Source organism: Micromonospora sp. NPDC007220, from assembly GCF_040634035.1.
Taxonomy (GTDB): Bacteria; Actinomycetota; Actinomycetes; order Mycobacteriales; family Micromonosporaceae; genus Micromonospora; species Micromonospora reichwaldensis.
This window is the reverse complement of the sequence record NZ_JBEYEU010000003.1, coordinates 34901-55285: the sequence shown is the minus strand read 5'-3', so window position 1 is coordinate 55285 and position 20385 is coordinate 34901. Positions and strand designations below refer to the sequence as shown.

The 20385-nt window shown below is 74.6% G+C and carries 19 protein-coding genes; 10 read left to right on the top strand and 9 right to left on the bottom strand.

What is annotated here, in order from left to right; all coding sequences use genetic code 11:
* From ABZ573_RS08640 to ABZ573_RS08630, 3 genes are all read left to right on the top strand, one after another.
* The gene (locus ABZ573_RS08640; RefSeq protein ID WP_151457311.1) at positions 1 to 843 is read left to right on the top strand and encodes a carbohydrate ABC transporter permease; all 843 of its coding nucleotides are present in this window, start codon (positions 1 to 3) and stop codon (positions 841 to 843) included.
* Positions 840 to 2273, top strand: a complete 1434-nt coding sequence (locus ABZ573_RS08635; RefSeq protein WP_358116869.1) for a GH1 family beta-glucosidase — start codon at positions 840 to 842, stop codon at positions 2271 to 2273. The genes ABZ573_RS08640 and ABZ573_RS08635 overlap by 4 nt, the downstream gene beginning before the upstream one ends.
* A gap of 85 nt (positions 2274 to 2358) precedes the next feature.
* Positions 2359 to 3405: a LacI family DNA-binding transcriptional regulator gene (locus tag ABZ573_RS08630; RefSeq protein ID WP_151457313.1), complete on the top strand. Its 1047-nt coding sequence runs from the start codon at positions 2359 to 2361 to the stop codon at positions 3403 to 3405.
* 135 nt (positions 3406 to 3540) lie between these two features.
* Here the strand turns inward: ABZ573_RS08630 and ABZ573_RS08625 are convergent, their stop codons facing one another.
* Both ABZ573_RS08625 and ABZ573_RS08620 read right to left on the bottom strand, forming a co-directional pair.
* Positions 3541 to 4755, bottom strand: a complete 1215-nt coding sequence (locus ABZ573_RS08625) for an acyl-CoA dehydrogenase family protein (protein WP_358116866.1) — start codon at positions 4753 to 4755, stop codon at positions 3541 to 3543.
* On the bottom strand, positions 4755 to 5837 hold the full coding sequence (locus tag ABZ573_RS08620) for a phosphotransferase family protein (RefSeq protein ID WP_151456872.1): 1083 nt from the start codon (positions 5835 to 5837) through the stop codon (positions 4755 to 4757). The genes ABZ573_RS08625 and ABZ573_RS08620 overlap by 1 nt, the downstream gene beginning before the upstream one ends.
* Positions 5838 to 5988: 151 nt before the next feature.
* Here ABZ573_RS08620 and ABZ573_RS08615 point away from each other — a divergent pair, with 151 nt between their 5' ends.
* Both ABZ573_RS08615 and ABZ573_RS08610 read left to right on the top strand, forming a co-directional pair.
* Positions 5989 to 6693 carry an amino acid-binding protein gene (locus ABZ573_RS08615; protein ID WP_151456871.1) on the top strand — a complete coding sequence of 235 codons (705 nt, stop codon included), beginning with the start codon at positions 5989 to 5991 and terminating at the stop codon, positions 6691 to 6693.
* A gap of 170 nt (positions 6694 to 6863) precedes the next feature.
* Entirely contained in the window at positions 6864 to 7940 is a 1077-nt protein-coding gene (locus ABZ573_RS08610) for a GNAT family N-acetyltransferase (protein WP_151456870.1), read from the top strand.
* Between the two features lie 34 nt (positions 7941 to 7974).
* On the opposite strand, the gene ABZ573_RS08605 is transcribed toward ABZ573_RS08610, so the two are convergent.
* Together ABZ573_RS08605 and ABZ573_RS08600 are read right to left on the bottom strand one after the other, a co-directional pair.
* A complete protein-coding gene (locus tag ABZ573_RS08605) occupies positions 7975 to 8370 on the bottom strand; it encodes a VOC family protein (RefSeq protein ID WP_151456869.1) in 396 nt (131 codons plus the stop codon).
* 101 nt (positions 8371 to 8471) lie between these two features.
* Entirely contained in the window at positions 8472 to 10037 is a 1566-nt protein-coding gene (locus ABZ573_RS08600) for an aldehyde dehydrogenase family protein (protein ID WP_151456868.1), read from the bottom strand.
* A gap of 451 nt (positions 10038 to 10488) precedes the next feature.
* On the opposite strand from ABZ573_RS08600, the gene ABZ573_RS08595 reads away from it, so the two are divergent.
* Positions 10489 to 13419, top strand: a complete 2931-nt coding sequence (locus tag ABZ573_RS08595) for a glycoside hydrolase family 9 protein (RefSeq protein WP_358116861.1) — start codon at positions 10489 to 10491, stop codon at positions 13417 to 13419.
* A 173-nt stretch (positions 13420 to 13592) separates the two neighbouring features.
* Here ABZ573_RS08595 and ABZ573_RS08590 read toward each other — a convergent pair whose 3' ends face one another.
* Entirely contained in the window at positions 13593 to 13997 is a 405-nt protein-coding gene (locus tag ABZ573_RS08590) for a hypothetical protein (RefSeq protein WP_358116858.1), read from the bottom strand.
* The gene (locus tag ABZ573_RS08585) at positions 13958 to 14419 is read right to left on the bottom strand and encodes a hypothetical protein (RefSeq protein ID WP_358116855.1); all 462 of its coding nucleotides are present in this window, start codon (positions 14417 to 14419) and stop codon (positions 13958 to 13960) included. Before ABZ573_RS08585 ends, ABZ573_RS08590 begins: the two co-directional genes overlap by 40 nt.
* A gap of 215 nt (positions 14420 to 14634) precedes the next feature.
* Between ABZ573_RS08585 and ABZ573_RS08580 the strand changes: the two genes are divergently transcribed.
* The 3 genes from ABZ573_RS08580 to ABZ573_RS08570 all read left to right on the top strand — a co-directional run bounded on the left by ABZ573_RS08580 (position 14635) and on the right by ABZ573_RS08570 (position 17181).
* On the top strand, positions 14635 to 15159 hold the full coding sequence (locus ABZ573_RS08580; protein ID WP_358116852.1) for a DUF488 domain-containing protein: 525 nt from the start codon (positions 14635 to 14637) through the stop codon (positions 15157 to 15159).
* A gap of 64 nt (positions 15160 to 15223) precedes the next feature.
* Complete coding sequence (locus ABZ573_RS08575; RefSeq protein WP_358116849.1) at positions 15224 to 15742, top strand: SigE family RNA polymerase sigma factor; 519 nt, start codon at positions 15224 to 15226, stop codon at positions 15740 to 15742.
* Entirely contained in the window at positions 15739 to 17181 is a 1443-nt protein-coding gene (locus ABZ573_RS08570; RefSeq protein ID WP_327030927.1) for a hypothetical protein, read from the top strand. The genes ABZ573_RS08575 and ABZ573_RS08570 overlap by 4 nt, the downstream gene beginning before the upstream one ends.
* 20 nt (positions 17182 to 17201) lie before the next feature.
* Here the strand turns inward: ABZ573_RS08570 and ABZ573_RS08565 are convergent, their stop codons facing one another.
* From ABZ573_RS08565 to bioB, 3 genes are read right to left on the bottom strand one after another with little or no spacing between them, the layout of a single operon-like run.
* Entirely contained in the window at positions 17202 to 17708 is a 507-nt protein-coding gene (locus tag ABZ573_RS08565; RefSeq protein WP_151456277.1) for a GNAT family N-acetyltransferase, read from the bottom strand.
* A gap of 5 nt (positions 17709 to 17713) precedes the next feature.
* The gene (locus ABZ573_RS08560; RefSeq protein WP_358116845.1) at positions 17714 to 17947 is read right to left on the bottom strand and encodes a hypothetical protein; all 234 of its coding nucleotides are present in this window, start codon (positions 17945 to 17947) and stop codon (positions 17714 to 17716) included.
* Positions 17944 to 18939: a biotin synthase BioB gene (bioB, locus tag ABZ573_RS08555; protein ID WP_151456275.1), complete on the bottom strand. Its 996-nt coding sequence runs from the start codon at positions 18937 to 18939 to the stop codon at positions 17944 to 17946. The genes ABZ573_RS08560 and bioB overlap by 4 nt, the downstream gene beginning before the upstream one ends.
* A 154-nt stretch (positions 18940 to 19093) precedes the next feature.
* Here bioB and ABZ573_RS08550 point away from each other — a divergent pair, with 154 nt between their 5' ends.
* Positions 19094 to 20290 (top strand): 8-amino-7-oxononanoate synthase, encoded by a 1197-nt coding sequence (locus ABZ573_RS08550; protein WP_358116842.1) that lies wholly within the window; start codon positions 19094 to 19096, stop codon positions 20288 to 20290.
* Positions 20291 to 20385: the final 95 nt, after the last annotated feature.

Genomic DNA, 20385 nt, shown 5'->3' with positions numbered 1-20385 from the left:
ATGAACTCGGCATCCCGGCGCCTGTGGCGCACCAGCCCGCTGACCTACGTCGCGCTCGTCCTGGCGACGCTGTTCTCGATTTACCCGTTCTACTACATGGTGGTCATCGCCACCCGCAGCCTGGACTCGATCAACGACGTCCCGCCACCGGTCACGCCGTCCGGGTCGTTCGGCGACAACTTCGGCCGCGTACTCGACAACGAGGCGGCGAACTTCCTCACCGGCCTGCTCAACTCGGTGATCGTCTCCGGCATCGTGACGGTCTCCGTGGTGATCACCGGCTCGCTGGCCGGCTTCGCCTTCGCCAAGCTGCGCTTCCGGGGCCGCAACGCCCTGCTGCTGACGATCATCGTCACCATGATGATCCCGACGCAGCTCGGCCTCATCCCGCTCTGGGGCATGATCCAGGACCTCAACTGGTTCGACACCCTCTACGCGGTGACCGTGCCGTTCCTGGTCAGCGCGTTCGGCGTGTTCATGATGCGGCAGTACGCCACCCAGGCCATCTCCGACGAGCTGATCGAGGCGGGCCGGGTGGACGGGGCGAGCACCTTCCGCATCTACTGGAGCATCGTGCTGCCCGCGCTGCGGCCGGCCGCCGCAGTGCTCGGCCTGCTGACGTTCATGGAGACCTGGAACTCGTTCCTGTGGCCGTACGCGGTGCTCACCTCCGAGAACCCGACGCTCCAGGTCTCGCTGGCCTTCCTGTCGTACGCCTACTACACCGACTACTCGCAGGTGTTCGCCGCCACGGCGGTCGGCACTCTACCGTTGGTGATCGTGTTCATCGTGTTCGGCCGCCAGATCGTGGGCGGCATCATGGAAGGTGCCGTCAAGTCGTGAGCAACCCCGCCAGCCCACCCGCCGTCGGCGTCGTCGACGACCGTCCGCCGCTGACCTTCCCGCCCGGCTTCCTCTGGGGCGCGGCCACCGCCGCGTACCAGATCGAGGGCGCGGCGGCCGAGGGCGGCCGGACCCCGTCGATCTGGGACACCTTCAGCCACACCCCGGGACGGGTGGTCGAGGGGCACACCGGTGACGTGGCCTGCGACCACTACCACCGGCTGGGCTCCGACGTCGCGCTGATGGCCGAGCTGGGGCTGAAGTCGTACCGGTTCTCGGTCTCCTGGCCGCGGGTGCAGCCGGGCGGCACCGGCCCGGCCAACGCCGAGGGGCTCGACTTCTACCGGCGGCTCGTCGACGAACTGCTGGGGCACGGGATCGAGCCGTGGCTGACCCTCTACCACTGGGACCTGCCGCAGCCGCTGGAGGACGTCGGCGGCTGGCCGGCCCGGGACACCGCCGCGCGGTTCGCCGACTACGCCACGCTGGTCGCCGACGCGCTCGGCGACCGGGTGCGCTACTGGACCACGCTGAACGAGCCGTGGTGCTCGGCGTTCCTCGGCTACGGCTCCGGGGTGCACGCGCCGGGCCGCTCGGACGGCGCGGACGCCGTACGGGCCGGACACCACCTGATGCTCGGCCACGGCCTCGCGGTGCAGGCGCTGCGCGCGGCCCGGCCGACCGCCGAGGTCGGGGTGACGGTCAACCTCTACCCGGTCACCCCGGCCAGCGAGGCGCCCGCCGACGTCGACGCCGCGCGGCGCATCGACGGGCTGGCCAACCGCTTCTTCCTGGACCCGCTGCTGCGCGGGTCCTACCCGGCGGACCTGATGGCCGACCTCGCCAAGGTCACCGACTTCGGGCACGTGCGCGACGGGGACCTGGCGACCATCTCCACCCCGCTGGACGTGGTCGGCGTCAACTACTACAGCCGCCACGTCGTCGCCGCGCCGGATCCCGACGCCGAGCCGGAGCCGTACTGGCGGGCGCCGTCGTGCTGGCCGGGCAGCGAGGACGTCCGGTTCGTCACCCGGGGCGTCCCGGTGACCGACATGAACTGGGAGATCGACGCCCCCGGCCTGGTGGAGACGCTGCGCCGGGTGCACGAGGAGTACACGGACCTGCCGCTCTACGTCACCGAGAACGGCTCGGCCTTCGTGGACGAGGTGGTCGACGGGCAGGTCGACGACGCCGACCGGCTGGCGTACTTCGACGCCCACCTGCGCGCCGCGCACGAGGCGATCGAGGCCGGGGTGCCCCTGCGCGGGTACTTCGCCTGGTCGCTGATGGATAATTTCGAGTGGGCCTGGGGCTACACCAAGCGGTTCGGGATGATCCACGTCGACTACGACAGCCAGGTCCGCATTCCCAAGTCCAGCGCCAGGTGGTACGCCGAGGTGATCCGACGCAACGGTCTGGCCGCACAATAGGCCAGGGCCAGCCATCAACGGGCGGCCCCGGCGCCACCCCGCACGGGGTGGCGCCGGGGCCGGTCCGCCGTCGGAGGAGCAGACAATGACAACGCAGCGCACCCGGTCGCTCGGGCGCCCGACCCTCGACGCCGTCGCCGCCCGCGCCGGCGTCGGTCGCGGGACGGTCTCCCGGGTGGTCAACGGCTCACCCCAGGTGAGCCCCGAGGCGCGCGCCGCGGTGCAGCAGGCCATCGCCGAGCTGGGGTACGTGCCAAACCGGGCCGCCCGTGCCCTGGTGACACAGCGCACCGACTCGATCGCCCTGGTGGTGTCGGAATCCGGCGACCGGGTCTTCACCGAGCCGTTCTTCGCCGGCATCGTCCGGGGCGTCAGCTCGGGGCTGCTGGAGACCCCGTTGCAGCTCTGGCTGGCCATGGTGCAGTCGCCGATCGAACGGGAGCGGGTCGAGCACCACCTGACCAACCAGCACGTCGACGGGGTCCTGCTGCTGTCGCTGCACGACTCCGACCCGCTGCCCACCCTGCTGGAGGAGCGCGGCCTGCCCACCGTGCTCGGCGGCCGCCCGGCCCGGATGCTGCAACCCGGCGCGCAGCCCGCGTACTACGTCGACGTGGACAACGTGGGCGGCGCCCGGCGGGCGGTGGAACACCTGGCCGGTCGGGGGCGGCGGCGCATCGCCACCATCGCCGGCCCGCAGGACATGGGCGCCGGCCTGGGCCGGCTGACCGGCTACAAGGAGGCCGTCAGGGCCGCCGGGGGCGGGGTCGACCCCGCCATGATCGCGTACGGCGACTTCAGCGAGGGCAGCGGGGCGGCTGGGATGCGTCGGCTGCTGGAGGACTGCCCCGACCTCGACGCCGTCTTCGTCGCCTCCGACCTGATGGCGTTCGGGGCGCTGCGCGCGCTGCGCGAGGCGGGCCGGCGGGTGCCGGAGGACGTCGCGGTGATCGGCTTCGACGACGCCCCGATCGCCCGGCAGGCCGAGCCGCCGCTGACCACGGTCTTCCAGCCGGTGGAGGAGATGGGCCGGCAGATGGCCCGCCTGCTGGTCAGCCGCATCCGCGGCGACGAGCTCCCGTCGCCCCACATCCTCCTGGACACCCAGCTGATCGAACGCGCCTCCGCCTGACCCACCACCCCACCCACCCCCCGGGTTGATCATGAAGTTGTCGCCCTCGACGTCGGCGTGTCGCGACAATAACTTCATGATCAACGGGCCGGGCTGGGGGAGCGGGCGGGAAGCGCGGTGTGGGGTGTCTTGGGGTCAGTTGGACCAGCGGCGCAGTTCGCGCTTCGCCAGCGAGGAACGGTGGACCTCGTCTGGGCCGTCCGCCAGGCGCAGCGTCCGCGACTGGGCCCAGAGGGCGGCGAGCGGGGTGTCCTGGCTGACGCCGGCTCCGCCGTACGCCTGGATGGCCTTGTCGATCACCCACTCGGCCATGGCGGGAGTGGCGATCTTGATGGCCTGGATCTCGGTGTGCGCACCCTTGTTGCCGACCGTGTCCATCAGCCAGGCGGTCTTGAGCACCAGCAGCCGAGCCTGCTCGATGCGCACCCGGGACTCGGCGATCCACTCGCGTACCACGCCCTGTTCGGCGAGCGGCCGGCCGAACGCGACCCGCTCGAGCGCCCGCCGGCAGAGCAGCTCCAGGGCCCGTTCCGCCATGCCGATCAGCCGCATGCAGTGGTGGATCCGGCCGGGACCGAGCCGGGCCTGGGCGATCGCGAATCCCGTGCCCTCCGCTCCGACCAGGTTCTCCACCGGTACGCGGACGTCGGCGAAGTCGACCTCGGCGTGGCCGCCGTGCGAGGCGTCGCTGTAGCCGAACACCGTCATGCCCCGCCGCACGGTGACGCCCGGGGTGTCCCGGGGCACCAGGATCATGCTCTGCTGGCGGTGCCGGTCGGCCGCCGGGTCGGTCTTGCCCATCACGATGAAGATCTCGCAGCGCGGGTCCATCGCCCCGGACGACCACCACTTGCGCCCGTCGACCACGTAGTGGTCGCCGTCGCGGGTGATCCGGGTGGCGATGTTTGTCGCGTCCGAGGACGCCACCTCCGGCTCGGTCATGCAGAACGCGGAGCGGATCTCGCCCTCCAGCAGCGGGCGCAGCCAGCGCTCCTGCTGCTCCGGCGAGCCGAACTCGGCGAGCAGTTCCATGTTGCCCGTGTCGGGCGCGGCGCAGTTGAGCGCCTCCGGGGCCAGGTGCGGGCTGCGCCCGGTCAGCTCGGCCAGCGGGGCGTACTGGAGGTTGGTCAGGCCGGCGCCGTGGCGCGGGTCGGGGAGGAAGAGGTTCCACAGGCCGCGCTTGCGCGCCTCGGCCTTCAGCTCGGCCATCACCGGGGGCCGGGCCCACGGGTCGCCGGCGGCGGCCACCTGCGCGGCGTGCACCGGCTCGGCCGGGTACACGTGCTCGTCCAGGAACGCGGTCAGCTCGGCCCGCAGCTGCTCGGTGCGGGTGTCGTAGGCGAAGTCCATCAACGCTCCCTGGCGGCGGTCAGCCCGTGTTCGACCAGCGGTGCCACCATGTCGCCGATCCGGTCGAAGCCCTCGCCGAGCGTCTGCCCGAGCGTGTGCCGGTAGTGGATGCCCTCGCAGATCACCGCGAGCTTGAAGCAGCCGAGCGCGACGTGCCAGTGCAACGGCCCGACGTCGACGTCGCCGCGCCCGGCGTACCGCTCGATCAGCTCCGTCCCGGTGGGGAACCCGGCGCGCGGCCCGAGCCCGTCGGCGACCGGGTTGCCGGCGGCCGATTCGCTGCCGCCGAGCACGTCCCAGTAGGTCAGCAGCAGCCCCAGGTCGGCCAGCGGGTCGCCGAGGGTGGCCATCTCCCAGTCGAGCACGGCCCGTACGGCCACCGGGTCGACGGTGGCGAGCAGGTTGTCCAGCCGGTAGTCGCCGTGCACGATCCGGCCGGCGTTGGCGCCCTCCGGCACGGTGCCGGCGAGCAGGTCCCGCAGCTCCTCGATGCCGGGCAGCGGCCGGCTGCGGGACCGGTCGAGCTGGCCGGCCCACCGGCGGACCTGCCGCGCGAGGTAGCCCTCCGGGCGGCCGAAGTCGCCCAGCCCGACCGAGGCGGGCTCGACCGCGTGCAGCGCGGCGAGGGTGTCCATCATCGCCAGCGCCAGCTCCCGCCGCTGGCCGTCCGTGAGCGGGTCGGTCTGGGCTCGGGTGCGCAACACCTCGCCGTGCACGCGCTCCATCAGGTAGAAGGGCGCGCCGATCACCTCGGCGTCCTCGCAGAGCAGCAGCGCGGCGGGCACCGGCACGTCGGTCGGCGCCAGCGCGGAGATCACCCGGTACTCCCGGGCCATGTCGTGCGCGGTGGCCAGCACGTGCCCGAGCGGCGGGCGGCGCAGCACGACCTCGTGCCCGCCGGCGTGCAGCAGGTAGGTCAGGTTGGACTTGCCGCCGGCGATCAGCCGGGCCCGCAGCGGGCCGTCGGCCAGCTCGGGCCGGTGCCGGGCCAGGTGGGCGGCGAGCCGGTCGAGATCCAGCCCGCGGGGGGCGGCGGCGGGGCTGCTGCCCGGCCCGTGCGCGTCGACGGCCGGCTCGGTCATCCGTTTAGTTGATGGCAGCTCCGCCATGTTGTCAAGGTCGGGAGTTGACCCTCGGGACATGCCGCGGCAACAGGGGCGAAACGCCCACCGGCCAGGCTGGGGCCCAGCCTGCCGGCCAGCGGTGCCGGCCCGCCGAGCGGAGGGTTCAGACATGTTGCTGCGAGTTCGGGTCACCCTGCCGGACCGTCCGGGCACGCTCGGTCAGGTGGCGCGCACCATGGGCGTGTCCGGTGCGGACATCGTCCAGGTGGTCGTCCTGGAGCGGCTCGGCGGGCGGGCGGTGGACGACTTCACCGTGGTCTGGCCGGGCGCGGCGCGGGTCGAGCGGCTGCTCGCCGGGCTGGCGGCGATCCCCGGCGTCCGGGTGGACGGGGTGTGGCGGGCGATCGGCGCGCCCACCACCTCCGGGCAGGACGCCGAGCTGCTGGCCCAGGTCGCGGCCAACCCGGTCGACGGCGTCGCCACGCTGGTCGACGCCGTTCCCGGGCTGCTCGCCGCCGACTGGGCGGTCGCCGCGGTGGTGCCGGTGGACTGGGCCGCCCGGAGCGGGGCCGCCGGGGAGGCGACCGTCGGGTACGCGAGCTGGCGCGCGCCCGTACCGCCGCCGCTGCCGGAGGTGACCCCGCTGCGGGCCCGGGCGATCAGCACGCCCGGCGGCGCGCACGTCGCGGTCGCGCCGTTCGGCCGGGCCGGCCTGGTGCTGGTGGTGGCCCGGGAGTGCGCCGGTACGCCGGCCGCGGCGGCGTTCCACGCCACGGAGGTGGACCGGCTGGCGCAGCTCGTCCGGGCCGCCGCGGTGATCCTCGGCGACCGGCTCGACCTGGTCGGGGCGCCGCCGGTGGCCGCCAAGCCCTGAGCCGGCCCCACGTCGCCGAGCCGGCCCGGACCTGAGCCAGCGGGGACCTCTGCGCCGGCCCGACGGCCGGCACTGTGGCGCAGGTCGCGCGACGGAACCGTAGCCGTCACCCCCGGGCAACCGGCCCGCAACAGCCACCGACGAGGGTCGTAGGCGGAAGGGAGCGGACCATGACGCTGTGGCGGATCCGAGCGACCGTGGACGACCGGCCGGGCTACCTGTCGGTGCTCACGGCCAGCCTGGCGTTGCGGGGGGTCAACATCCTCGCCGTGCAGGTGCACACCACCGAGCGGGGCGCCGTCGACGACTTCCTGGTCGACGCGCCGGACACGCTCGACGAGGCCGGCCTCGTCGCCGCCGTGCGGCGGGGGCGGGGCCGGGACTGCTGGGTGGCGCGCAGCGAGGCGCGCGGGCTCGCCGACCAGCCGACCCGGGCACTCGGGCTGGCCACCCGGCTGGTGCGGGACCCGGACGCGACCGGGGAGGCGCTGCGCGCCCTGCTCGGCGCGGACGCGGTCGCCTGGCGACCCGCGTCGGCGGGCTGCGGCGGTGGGCTGGCCGACACCACCATGCTGCTGGACGACCCGGCCGGCGGGTCGTACGCGCTGCGCCGCGCCGTGCCGGGCTTCACCCCGGCCGAGTACGCCCGCGCCCAGGCCCTGGTCGAGCTGTCGGCCGCCGTCGTGCGCCGGGCCGCCGAGCAGGTCACCCTGGTGCTGCCCGACGGCGCCGAGGCGACCGTACGGCCCGCGACCGCCGACGACCTGCCCGGCGTGGTCGAGCTGCACGAGGGCTGCTCGGCGCACAGCCGGTACCGGCGCTACCTCGGCGGCGCGGGGACGCCGGCCACGGCCCGGCTGCGCCGGCTGCTGGAGCCGGCCCGGGGCGTGACCCTGCTCGCCACGGCCGGCGACGCTGGGGCGACGCAGCCGGCCGGCGACACCGGGGCGGAGTCGGTCGTGGCGATGGCGAACCTGCTCGCCGAGGGCGACGAGGCCGAGGTGGCGCTGCTGGTCCGCGACGACTGGCAGCGTCGGGGCCTCGGCTCGGCCCTGCTGCGCCGGCTGGTCCGGCACGCCGAGCAGGCCGGCTACGCGGCCCTGGTGCTGCACGTCCACGCGGAGAACGCCCCGATGCTGCGCACCGTGCGGCGGCTCGGCCGGCCCACGCCGGCCGAGCGGGACGGCGGCCTGGTGACCCTCACCGTTCCGCTGGTCGAGGGCGCGTCCGCGCGGCACGGGGTGTGAGGTCCGCCGCCGTCCGGACGGCACGGGTGGGGTGTCAGCCGTCGCCCGTGTGGCGGCCCTGCACGCAGAACCGGTTGCCCTCCGGGTCGGCGAGCACCACGTACGGCGGCTCGGTGGGGTGCGGGTCGGCGGGGTAGTGCGGCCAGTCGACCCGGCGGGCACCGAGCGCGACCAGTCGGGAGACCTCGTCGTCGAGGTCCACCTCGCCGGCGTCGAGGTCGAAGTGGATCCGGGGAAACTCCTCGACCGGGCTCTCGCTGAGGTCCATGGCGAGGGCGGCGCCGGGCTGGCCGGGCGGCGGCTCCAGCACGATCCAGTCGTCGCCCGGATAGCGGGGCGGGCGGCGTCGGTAGCCGAGCGCGGCGGCCCAGAATGCGCCGGCCCGCTCGCAGTCGGTCACCCCGAGGGAGATCTGCGCGAGTGCGGACACCTGTCGATGCTAGCGACCAGGCGAGTCGCCGTGGCGACCGTCGGGTGTCAGGGAGGGCACCCTGCCATCGCTGTGCGTCAACAGAGTGCCCTCCTCGCAGCTCAGGTCGTCGGGTAGCTGTTGTAGTCGGGGAAGTTGCCGTAGAGGCGGCCGTCGCCGCCCTGGGTCACCGCGTGCACCAGCAGGTCGCCGCCGACGAAGGCGCCCTTCCAGGACGCGCCCCGGCCGCCGAACGGCTCGTCCCGGTCGCCCCGGGAGCGCGGCTTGTTGATGCCCACCTTGAACGCCTGGAGGTCGACCGCGAGCTTGCCGGCCAGCTCCTCGTCGTCGCAGGCCAGCGAGGCGACCAGCGCGCCGTTCGAGGCGTTCATCGCGGCCAGCAGTTCGTCGGTGGTGTCCACCACGACGATGGTGTCGACCGGGCCGAACGGCTCGGCGTGCATGAGCCGGGACCGGCCGGGCGGGGCCAGCAGCACCGACGGGGCCACGTACGCGGAGGTGTCCTGTCCGTCGAGGAACGGCGCGCCGGTGAGCTTGCCCCGGTGCAGCGGCACGGCGCCGCCGCGTACCGCCTCGTCGACCTTGCGGCGCAGCTCGTCGGCCTTGGCGGCGCTGATCAGCGGGCCGAAGTCCAGCTCGGGCAGCGGGTCACCGGCGGTCCAGTCGTCGCCGACGGCGAGCGGGTGCCCGAACCGGACGGAGCGCACGACCGGCAGGTACATGTCGAGGAACTCGTCGACGAGGTCCCGCTGGACCACGAAGCGCGGGTACGCGGTGCAGCGCTGCTTGCCGTACTCGAAGCCCTTCTTGAGGTGCCCGGCGAGCAGGTCCCACTGGGAGAAGTTCCAGATGCCCCAGGCGTTGAGGCCCTCCTGCTCGATGAAGTGCCGCTTGTCGGAGTCGAGCAGCGCGGCGGCGACCTTGCCGCCGTTGGAGCGCCCGCCGACGAACGCCACCGCGCCGATCTCGGGCGCCCGGACGAGCACCTCGGACAGCTCCTCGCCGCCGCCGGAGACCAGGGTGGCGGGCAGCCCGGCCCGGCGCATCAGCGCGTGCGCGACGGTGAGGCAGACCGCCCCGCCCTGCGAGGGGGTCTTGGCGATGACCGCGTTGCCGGCGAGCAGCTGCACCAGCTCGGCGTGCACGAGCACGCTCATCGGGTAGTTCCACGACGCGATGTTGCTGACCGGTCCCGGCAGCGGCTCCCGGCCGTCGGCGAGCATCCGGTCGATCTCGTCGACGTACCACCGGACGCCGTCCAGCGCCCGGTCCACGTCGGCGCAGGCCAGCCGCCACGGCTTGCCGATCTCCCAGACCAGCAGCAGGGCGAGCAGGTCGCGGTGGGCGGTGAGCGCGTCCAGGGCGTCGGTGACCCGGGCCTTGCGCTCGGCGAGCGGGGTGCCGGCCCAGGCCCGGTGCGCGGCGGCGGCGTGCGCGACCGCGGCGCGGGCGGACTCCGCGTCGAGGCGGGCCAGGTTGACCAGCACGGTGTTGTCCACCGGCGTGCGTACGGGGCTGGGGGTGCCCACGGCGTGCCAGTCACCGCGGACGAGGTTGTGCAGGGTGGTGACACCGTCGACCGGGGAGCCGAACGCCTCGGGCGCGGCGGCCACCGCGCGGGCGAGGGTGTCGGACCAGGCGGTGCCGTCGGCGAGTCGTAGAGCCATCGCGATCTCCTCAGGTTGGCCGGGGGAGCGGCAACGTCGATGGCACCGCTGGTGTGGGCGTACTGTCGCGCGCCGGAAAGGGGCGGGCAACAGTACGTTCGTATGCCGGAACGCCCGGCCCGTCGCCCGCCCGGCCGCGACGCGCTTATTCGCCCACCCGTCCCGGCGATGACCTGCCCGTACGCCGTAATTCGATCCATGCATCTCGATGGTGTGACGTACGTCCGGTGTGCAGGTAAGGGCTTTCCCGTCAGCCCCCCTGCGCGGGCGCTCTGCGGGCGCCCCGCAGGCGTCTTCACAAACCGGCGACCGTCGCATTACATTGTCGGTCATCCATGGGAGCGCTCCCGGGCCCGTGGCCGCACCCCCACCACCCTCGCCGGCACGCCCCGACCACCATTCCGCGCGCCGTCCCAGGTGCCGCCGGCGACGCCACCGACAGGAGCCCGTCATGCGTCACCCGAGACGTCCGCGCCGGCCGGGCGAGCAGCCCTGGCTGCCCCGCCTGCTGGCCGCCGGCAGCGCCCTCGCCGCCGGCCTCGCCCTCGCCGTCACCGCCCCGGCGCCCGCCTCCGCCGCGACGCCCGCCGCCGGGGGCGCCACGCGGACCGCGCCCCTCGCCGCCGCGGCGCCCGCCGCCGCCTTCAACTACGCCGAGGCGTTGCAGAAGTCGCTCTACTTCTACGAGGCGCAGCAGTCCGGCCCGCTGCCGGACTGGAACCGGGTCTCCTGGCGCGGTGACTCCGCGCTCACCGACGGCGCCGACGTCGGGCGCGACCTCACCGGCGGCTGGTACGACGCCGGCGACCACGTCAAGTTCGGCTTCCCGATGGCGTTCAGCGCCACCATGCTCGCCTGGGGCGCCGTCGAGTACCGCGCCGGCTACGTCGCCTCCGGCCAGCTGCCGCACCTGCTCAACAACCTGCGCTTCGTCAACGACTACTTCATCAAGGCGCACCCGGCGCCCAACGTGCTCTACGGACAGGTCGGCAAGGGCGACGACGACCACAAGTGGTGGGGCCCGGCCGAGGTGATGCAGATGGCGCGGCCCGCGTACAAGATCGACGCGAGCTGCGGCGGCGCGGACCTGGCGGGGGAGACGGCGGCGGCGATGGCCGCGGCGTCGATGGTCTTCCGGCCCACCGACGCCGCCTACGCCGACAAGCTGCTCGGGCACGCCAGGCAGCTCCACACGTTCGCCGACACGGTGCGCAAGAGCTACCACGAGTGCATCACCGACGCGACCAGCTTCTACCGCTCCTGGAGCGGCTGGCAGGACGAGCTGGTCTGGTCCGCGATCTGGCTGCACCGGGCCACCGGCGAGGCCGCCTACCTCGCCAAGGCCGAGAGCGAGTACGACAAGCTCGGCACCGAGAACCAGAGCACCACCCGCTCCTACAAGTGGACCATCGCCTGGGACAACAAGCAGTTCGGGGCGTACGTGCTGCTGGCCAACCTGACCGGCAAGCAGAAGTACGTCGACGACGCCAACCGCTGGCTCGACTACTGGACCGTCGGCGTCAACGGGCAGCGGGTGCCGTACTCGCCCGGCGGGATGGCCGTGCTCGACTCGTGGGGCGCGCTGCGCTACGCGGCGAACACGTCCTTCGCGGCCCTCGTCTACAGCGACAAGACCACCGACGCCACCCGCAAGGCCCGCTACAAGGACTTCGCCGTCCGGCAGATCAACTACGCCCTCGGTGACAACCCGCGCGCCTCCAGCTACGTCATCGGTTTCGGCGCCAACTCCCCGAAGAACCCGCACCACCGCACCGCGCACGGCTCCTGGTGGGACAGCCAGACGGTGCCCGTCGAAACCCGGCACACCCTCTACGGCGCGCTGGTCGGCGGCCCGTCGGCGGCCAACGACGCGTACACCGACAACCGGTCGGACTACGTGATGAACGAGGTCGCCACCGACTACAACGCCGGCTTCAGCTCCGCGCTGGCCCGGCTCGCCCAGGAGTACGGCGGCACCCCGCTCGCCGGCTTCCCCCGCGCCGAGACGCCCGACATCGACGAGCTGACCGTGGAGACCACGGTGATGCAGGCCGAGCCGCGCGCCACCGGCCTCAAGGCCATCGTCTACAACAAGTCCGCCTTCCCGGCCCGCGCCCTGACCGACGGCAAGTTCCGCTACTACTTCCGCCCCGACGGCACCGGCCCCGTCACGGTCACCCCCGGCTACACCCAGGGCTGCCCGTCGCCGGCCACGGCCAGGCAGTTCTCCGGCGACATCTGGTACGTCGAGGTGGACTGCACCGGGCACACCATCGCGCCCGCCGGGCAGTCGCAGCACCGGATGGAGGTGCAGTTCAAGATCGGCGTGCCCGAGGGCGGCACCTGGGACCCGACGAACGACCCGTCGTACCAGGCGACGGCGGGACCGAACCGGAAGGTCACCCTCTACTCCGGCGCCACCCGGATCTGGGGTGAGGAGCCCGGCCCGGCCACCCCGGACACCACCGCGCCGACCACCCCCGGCACCCCCGTCGCCTCGGCCGTCACCGCGACCGGGCTGACCCTCACCTGGCCCGCGGCCACCGACGCCGGCGGCAGCGGGCTGGCCGGCTACGAGGTCACCCAGGCGCAGGTGGGTAGCGACGCGCTCGTCCTGCTCAACTCGGCCACCAACACCCTGGCCGTGACCCGGCTGCTGCCCGAGCGGACGTACCGCTTCACCGTGCGGGCCCGCGACGGCGCCGGCAACCGCTCGGCCGCCTCGCCCGTGGCCGAGGTGACCACGCCGGCCGCCCCGGCACCCGACACCGTCGCGCCGACCCGCCCCGGCACCCCGACCGCCTCGGCGGTCACCGCCACCGGGCTCACGCTGAGCTGGGCCGCGTCGACCGACAACGTCGCCGTCACCGGCTACCGCGTCTACCGGTCGGCCGCCGGCGGGGACACGCTGGTCGGCTCGCCCACCGGCACCACGCTGGCGGTGACCGGGCTGACCGCCGCGACCGCGTACCAGTTCCACGTGGTGGCGGTGGACGCGGCCGGTAACGCCTCGGCGGCGTCCGCGCCGGTCGCCGTCACCACCGCCGACCCGCCCGCGTCCGGCGGCTGCGCCGTGACCTGGACGACCAGCGGCTGGGACAGCGGCTTCACCGCGAACGTCACCCTCACCAACACGGGCACCACCGCGATCGACGGCTGGACGCTCGCCTTCACCTTCCCCCACGCCGGCCAGAAGGTCGGCCAGGGCTGGTCGGCGACGTGGACCCAGACCGGCGCCGCGGTCACCGCCACCAGCCTCTCCTACAACGGCCGGCTCGCGCCGGGCGCGTCGACCAGCTTCGGCTTCAACGGCACCCACACCGGATCGAACCCCAAGCCCGCCGCGTTCACCCTCAACGGCACCCCCTGCACCGTCTCCTAGCCTGATCCCCGGTGGCGCTGTCCGCGCCACCGGCGGGCTGGCGCGGACGCATCGCCGTCCGCGTTCCCGGCGGGCGCGGACGTCACCGTCCGCGCCACCGGCGGACGTCACCGTCCGCGCCAGCCGGAATCTTGGACAGTTGCCGTTCTCGCGGAACGGCAACTGTCCAAGATTCATCCCTCGGGGCGCCAGCCGGCGGCCGTCAGGGCGCGGCGGAGGGAGTCGGCCACCTCGGTGGGGCGGGCGCGGATCAGCCACGCCGGGAAGCGGAGGACGCGGTCCCCCGAGGTCCAGACGTCGTTCTGGCGCCGCATGTCGGCCGCCCAGTGCCGGACGTCCATGTGGTGCGCGCCGTCGATCTCGACGTGCAACCCCCACTCCCGCCAGTACGCGTCGAGCCACCGCGTCCGCCCGGAGGCGTCGGCGCGCCGCTGCTGGAGGTGAGGCGCGGGCAGGCCGTGGCGGCGGCAGAGCCGGACGAAGTCGATCTCCGAGAGCGCCTCCGCGCCACCGGCGATGTCGGCCACGGTCTGCCGGATCAACGCCCGCCGACGGGCCCGGGGCAGCGCGTCCAGCACCGCCGACAACTCCGCCGGCGTGACCCGTCGCTGCTGACAGCCGGCCGCCAGCGCCGCCTGCGCCTGGTCGACGGTGCGGCCGCGTCCACCAGCGCCCGGGCCGTGGTGGTCCGCGGCGGTCGGGCGAGCTGGAGATGCGCCGGTGGCAGCTTCGACGCGCGGTGCACGACGACCGCCGGCATGTCGATCGGCAGCCGGCCCAGCACGGTGCGCCCCGCCCGCCGGTGCGCCGGCACGAGCACGTGCAGCGGCTCGCGCCGCAGTCCGCGTACGCCCGCCTCGGCGGCAGCCGTCGGGCCGGCCAGGACAGCACCGGGCCCGGTGGCGAGCACGGCGACCCACAGTTGCTGGTCCCGGGTCAGCCGGCCGTTGCCCATCAGCACGACACCCCGGCAGATCGCACGCCACCGTCCGGAGCGCACGCGTCCGCGTACGGTGCCCTCGGTCAGCGAACGGGTCGCCTGGGCGGTGGTGAACGACGCCGGCCTGCTCGAACGTCAGCCAGTCGAGCGCGTCGGCCTCGTCGGCCGGAAGGTCGGGGTACACCCGTCGCACCCTCGTCGCCGGCTGCGCCTCCCGCCGCCCCGCGCGGAGATCCCGGGCGGTAACCGCTCGCGATTCGGGGCATTCCCTCCTCGTGGAGTTGCTGACGGTGGGGCACGGGGCGGCGGACCGGGAGCGGCTGGGCGAGTTGCTGGCCGGCGCCGGGGTCGCGCTCGTCGTGGACGTGCGGCGGTTTCCGGCCAGCCGGACCAACCCTGACGTACGCCGCGAGGAACTGGCCCGCTGGCTGCCGGCGGCCGGCGTGGACTACCGCTGGGAGCAGCGCCTCGGCGGCCGGCGGCACACCCCGGCCGGCACCGACGAGCCGGACACCTGGTGGACTGTCGCCGCCTTCCGGGCGTACGCGGCGTACACCCGTACCGCAGACTTCCGGGCGGCGCTGGAGGCGGTGCTGGCGGACGCGGCGGCCCGGACCACGGCGGTGATGTGCAGCGAGAGCGTCTGGTGGCGCTGCCACCGGCGGCTGATCGCCGACGTCGCCGTGCTGGGGCGCGGCGTGCCGGTGTCCCACCTGATGCCGGACGGCCGGCTCACCCCGCACCGCCCCGCCGAGGGCGCCCGCCAGCTGCCGGACGGCGACCTGATCTGGGACGCCTGAAAAGCTCCCCGCCGGACCCACCCGCGCGGCCACCGCCGGGCGTGCTCCGTGTCAGGAGGTGGGCGTGGACCCTGAGGAGTCGTTCCGGGCGTACGTGTCCGGGCGGATCGCGGCGCTGTCCCGGGCGGCGTGGCTGCTGACCGGTGACCAGCACCAGGCCGAGGATCTCGTGCAGCTCACGTTGGTCCGGGTAGCTCGGCACTGGGAGCGGGTGAGCGCGGCCGGCGACCCCGAGCCGTACGTCCGGCGGACCATGTACACCCAGCACGTCTCGCTCTGGCGGCGTCGCTGGCGGGACGTGGACCTGCGCGCGGACCCGCCGGAGCAGGCGATGCCCGACGGGACCGCCGGCGTCGCCCGCGCGATGGTGGTCCGTGCCGCACTGGGCCGGCTCGCCCCACGCCAACGGGCCGTGCTGGTGCTGCGCTTCTTCGAGGACCTCACCGAGGCGGAGACCGCTGACGCACTCGGCTGCTCGGTCTCGACCGTCAAGAGCCAGACGCGGGACGCCCTGGCGCGGCTGCGGGCACACGCCCCCGAACTGGCCGACCTGGTCGGCGTCACCACCCGGGAGGACCGATGAGCGAGGAGTTGCGTATCGCGCTGCGTGAGCTGGGCGAGCGGATGCCGCCGGCCCGGCTGCCCGGCGACCCGTGGGCCACCGGGCGGCGGCAGCGGCGGCGGGCCCGCTGGCGTACCGCGGGGGCGGCGCTGGTGGCGGTGCTGGCCTGCGCGCTCGGCGTGCCGGCCGGGCTCACGGCGCCGGGCCCGTGGGCGACGCCGGCGGCGGCCCCGGACGGCGTGCCGGAGCGGATCGGCCTGCCGTACATGTGGCAGGCCACCGTGCAGCAGGACCCGCCCGGGCCGGCCTCGCTGCTGTTCAGCGGCGGCGGCCTCGGCCTGCGCGGTGTCGACGGCCTCGACCACGAGGGCAAGGTCGCGGTCCTCGGCCGCGACGGCCGGTACCGGATGTTGCTCTACGGCGGCCGGGAGAGTGTCGCGGGGGAGGAGGTGCTGCTCTCCCCGGACGGCCGGTACGTCGCCGACGATTCCAACGACGGCTGGGTGGGCGTCACCGACCTCACCGACGGCAGCCGCCGGGTCTTCACCGGCTGGGCCGGCGGCACCTGCTGCGGCACACCGGTGGCCTGGGCGCCCGACGGCAGCGCACTGCTCGTCCTGCACCACTCGGCGGAACCCGTGGACCACGACGCCGAGGACGACCGCCGGCCCAGCCGGCTGGTGCTGCTGGAGCTGGCCAGCGGCGCGACCAGGGAACTCGGGCCGGGGCTCGGCGACCGGTGGAGCGTGCGGACCGGCTCGCTGGCCGCCTTCTCCCCGGACGGTTCACGGATCGTGGTCAGCGCGGGCGAGGAACTGGTCATGCTCGACCGCGAAGGGGAGTCGTCCTGGTCCAGGCGGCTGGGGCCGGAACGCCGGCTCGCCGGGATCGGCGCGTTCACCCCCGACGGCTCAGCCGTCGCCGTGCTCCACCTGGACGGCTGCCTGACCCGGTGCGACGCGGACCAGCGGGCCGCCCGCACCTGGCGTGTCGAGTACGTCGACGCCGCCACCGGACGCGACGGCGCCGGCCCCGCGCTCCCGCCGGTACGCGGGCAGGCACTGCGAGCGCTCGGCTGGCGCGGTGGGACCGAACTGGTGGCGTTGCGCTACGAGCCGGAGCCGGGCACCAGCACGACCGACCTCCCGGACTGGAACGACACCGGCTACTGGGAGACGGGGCACGTCCAACTGGTGGCCCTGCGCCCCGACGGTCACGTCGAGACGCTGCTCGACCCGCCCGGTCAGGTGTGGGCGATGGACGTGGCGCGGGACCTGCTGGTGGCCGGCCGCTTCGGCGCTCCGGCGACCGACCCTCGCCCGTTCCCGGCCCGGCCGGTCATCCTGTTCGTGGCCGTGCCGCCGGCCCTGCTTGTCGCCGCCGTGCTGGGGGCGGTGCTGCTCTGGCGGCGGCGCCGACGATGGCTGCGGACGATCCGCCCCGCCCCGCCGGGCCGCTGACGAGGCTCGACCCGGTCGGCTCAGTCGGCCAGGTCGTCGGCGAGCAGGTCCATCAGCAGCCCGTCGTGCCAGCGCCCGTCCTCGCCGCGTTCGTAGCGGCGCAGCACCCCGACGGGACGGAAGCCGACCTTCGCGTACGCCCGGACGGCCGCCGTGTTCGCCGCCGCCGGGTCGATGGTGAACCGGTGGTGGCCGTGCTCGTCGATCAGGTGCCGGACCAGGGTGCGGATCGCGTCTCCGCCGAGCCCCGCGCCGCGTACCGCCGGGTCGAGGAAGACGTCCATGCTGGCGTGCCGGTAGTCGGGGTCGTCCTCGGCGTACCACTGGATCGCGCCGACCACCCGGCCGTCGTGTTCGATCGCGTACACCGTCAGGGCCTCGTCGGCGAGGTCGGCCCGGACGGCGGCGACCAGGTCGTCGCCGCCGCGCCACCAGCGCCGGACCTCCGGGGTGGCCCGGATCGCGGCGAGCGCCGCCACGTCGGCGGCCGTCGCCGGCCGCAGGGTCACCGCCCGGCCCCGCAGCATCGCCCTCAGCCCCGGATCTCGCCGTGCTCGACGCAGACGGCCGCCCAGCCGACCGGCAGCACCTGCACCTTCATCCGGCGGCGGCAGTGCGCGCAGAAGCGCGGCGGCTCCAGCACCCGGGCCGCCGCGCACCCGTCGTGCGACCCGGCCGCCACGGCCTCGCCGCAGCGGTCGCACCAGGCGGCCGGCGCCCTGTCGGCCGCCGGCACCGCGTCACTCGTCGTCACTTGGGCGGTCACAGCGTCGCGGAGAGCGCCTTGACCGGCATCTTCAGATCGTCGAGCAGGTCCAGGTCGGCCGTCGCCGGCCGGCCCAGCGTGGTCAGGTAGTTGCCGACGATCACCGCGTTGATGCCGCCCAGCAGGCCGTCGCGGGTGCCCAGGTCACCGAGGGTGATCTCCCGGCCGCCCGCGTACCGCAGGATGGTGCGCGGCATGGCCAGCCGGAAGGCGGCGATGGCGCGCAGCGCGTCCTTGCCCTCCACCACCGGCCGGTCGCCCAGCGGGGTGCCGGGGCGGGGGTTGAGGAAGTTCAGCGGGACCTCGTGCGGGTCCAGCTCGGCGAGCTGCGCGGCGAACTCGGCCCGCTGCTCCACCGTCTCGCCGAGGCCGAGGATGCCGCCGCAGCAGACCTCCATGCCGGACTCGCGGACCATCCGCAGGGTCTCCCAGCGCTCCTCCCAGGAGTGCGTGGTGACCACGTTGGGGAAGTAGGAGCGGCAGGTCTCCAGGTTGTGGTTGTAGCGGTGCACGCCCATGTCGACCAGCTCGTCGACCTGCTCCTTGCTGAGCATGCCCAGCGACGCGGCCACCTGGATGTCGACCTCGGCCTTGATCGCGGCGACGCCCTCGCGCATCTGCTTCATCAGCCGGGCGTCCGGGCCGCGCACCGCCGCCACGATGCAGAACTCCGTCGCCCCGGTCGCCGCGGTCTGCTTCGCCGCCTCGACCAGCGAGGGAATGTCCAGCCAGACCGACCGGACCGGGGAGGTGAACAGGCCCGACTGCGAGCAGAAGTGGCAGTCCTCCGGGCACCCGCCGGTCTTCAGCGAGACGATCCCCTCGACCTCCACCTCGGGCCCGCACCACCGCATCCGCACCTCGTGGGCGAGCTGGAGGGCGGCGGGCAGCTGCTCGTCGGGCAGGTTCAGCACGGCGAGGACGCCGGCCTCGTCGAGACCGACGCCGTTCTCCAGCACCTGGGTTCGGGCCTGGTCGAGGATCTCTGGCATGGCTCGTACCCTACAAGGCCACCTGGCCGGGAGAAACGGCCCGCGTGTCGGGCCGCCGGCGCAGGGGTGGACACGCCGGGCCCGGGGCCGTGGGTGGTAATTTCGCCCGGCGGAATCGGCCGACGACGGCCGGCCGGGCGGCGTGGGGGTGACGGTGGCGGACTGGCTGGCGGCGCTCGACCGCCGCGCCGAACTACGCGCGAAGGCGGGGCTGACCCGCCGGCTGCGACCTCGGGCCGCCGGCGACGCCGTGGTCGACCTGGCCGGCAACGACTACCTCGGCCTGGCCACCCACCCCCAGGTCACCGCCGCGGCGGCGCGGGCGCTGTCGGCGTACGGGCTGGGGGCCACCGGGTCGCGGCTGGTGCGGGGCTCCACCGACGCCCACCACGCGCTCGAGGACACCCTCGCCGACTGGCTCGGCGCCGAACGGGCACTCGTCTTCTCCTCCGGCTACCTGGCGAACCTCGGGGCGGTCCGGGCGCTGGTGCGGCCCCGTACGCTGCTCGTCTCCGACGCCCACAACCACGCCTCCCTGATCGACGGCTGCCGGATCTCGGGCGCCGAGACGGTGGTGACCCCGCACGCCGACGTCGCGGCGGTGGCCGCCGCGCTCGCCGCCGCGCCCGGCCGGCCGGCGGTGGTCGTCACCGAGTCGGTCTTCTCCGTCGACGGCGACCTGGCCCCGCTGGCCCGGCTGCACGCCGTCGCCCGGGAGCACGGCGCGTTGCTGCTGGTCGACGACGCGCACGCCCTCGGGGTGACCGGCCCGGCGGGCGCCGGGGGCGTCGCCGCCGCCGGCCTCGCCGGCCAGCCCGACGTGGTCGTCACCGCCACCCTCTCCAAGGCCCTCGGCGGCGCGGGCGGGGTGGTCGCCGGGCCGGCGGAGTTCGTCCGGCACGTGATCGAGACCGGCCGGACCTTCATCTTCGACACCGCGCTGCCTCCGGCCGTGGCCGCGGGCGTGCACGCCGCCGTCGGGCTGGCCCGCGCCGGCGACGACCTGCGCGCGGAGCTGGCCGAGCGGGCCGCCCTGGTCGTACGCCGGCTGAACGCTGCCGGGCTGGCGGTCTCCGCCCCCGACGGCGCGGTCGTCTCGGTCACCGCTCCCGGCCCTGAGGCGGCGAGCGCCTGGGCGGCCGACTGCCGCGACCGGGGAGTCGCCGTCGGCTGTTTCCGGCCCCCGTCCACGCCGGACAACCGGTCCCGGCTGCGGCTGACCATCGGCGCCGGCATCTCCCGAGCGGACTTCGAGCGGGCCCTGGAGACCATCGTGGAGTGTGCACCCGTCAGCGCGAGGAGTGAGCTGGGGTTGCGAGCCCCGCAGTCGCGAACAAGGGTGACGCCGTGAGCGCGAGGAGTGAGCTGGGGTTGCGAGCCCCGCAGTCGCGAACAAGGGTGGCCCCGTGAGCGCGAGGAGTGAGCTGGGGTTGCGAGCCCCGCAGT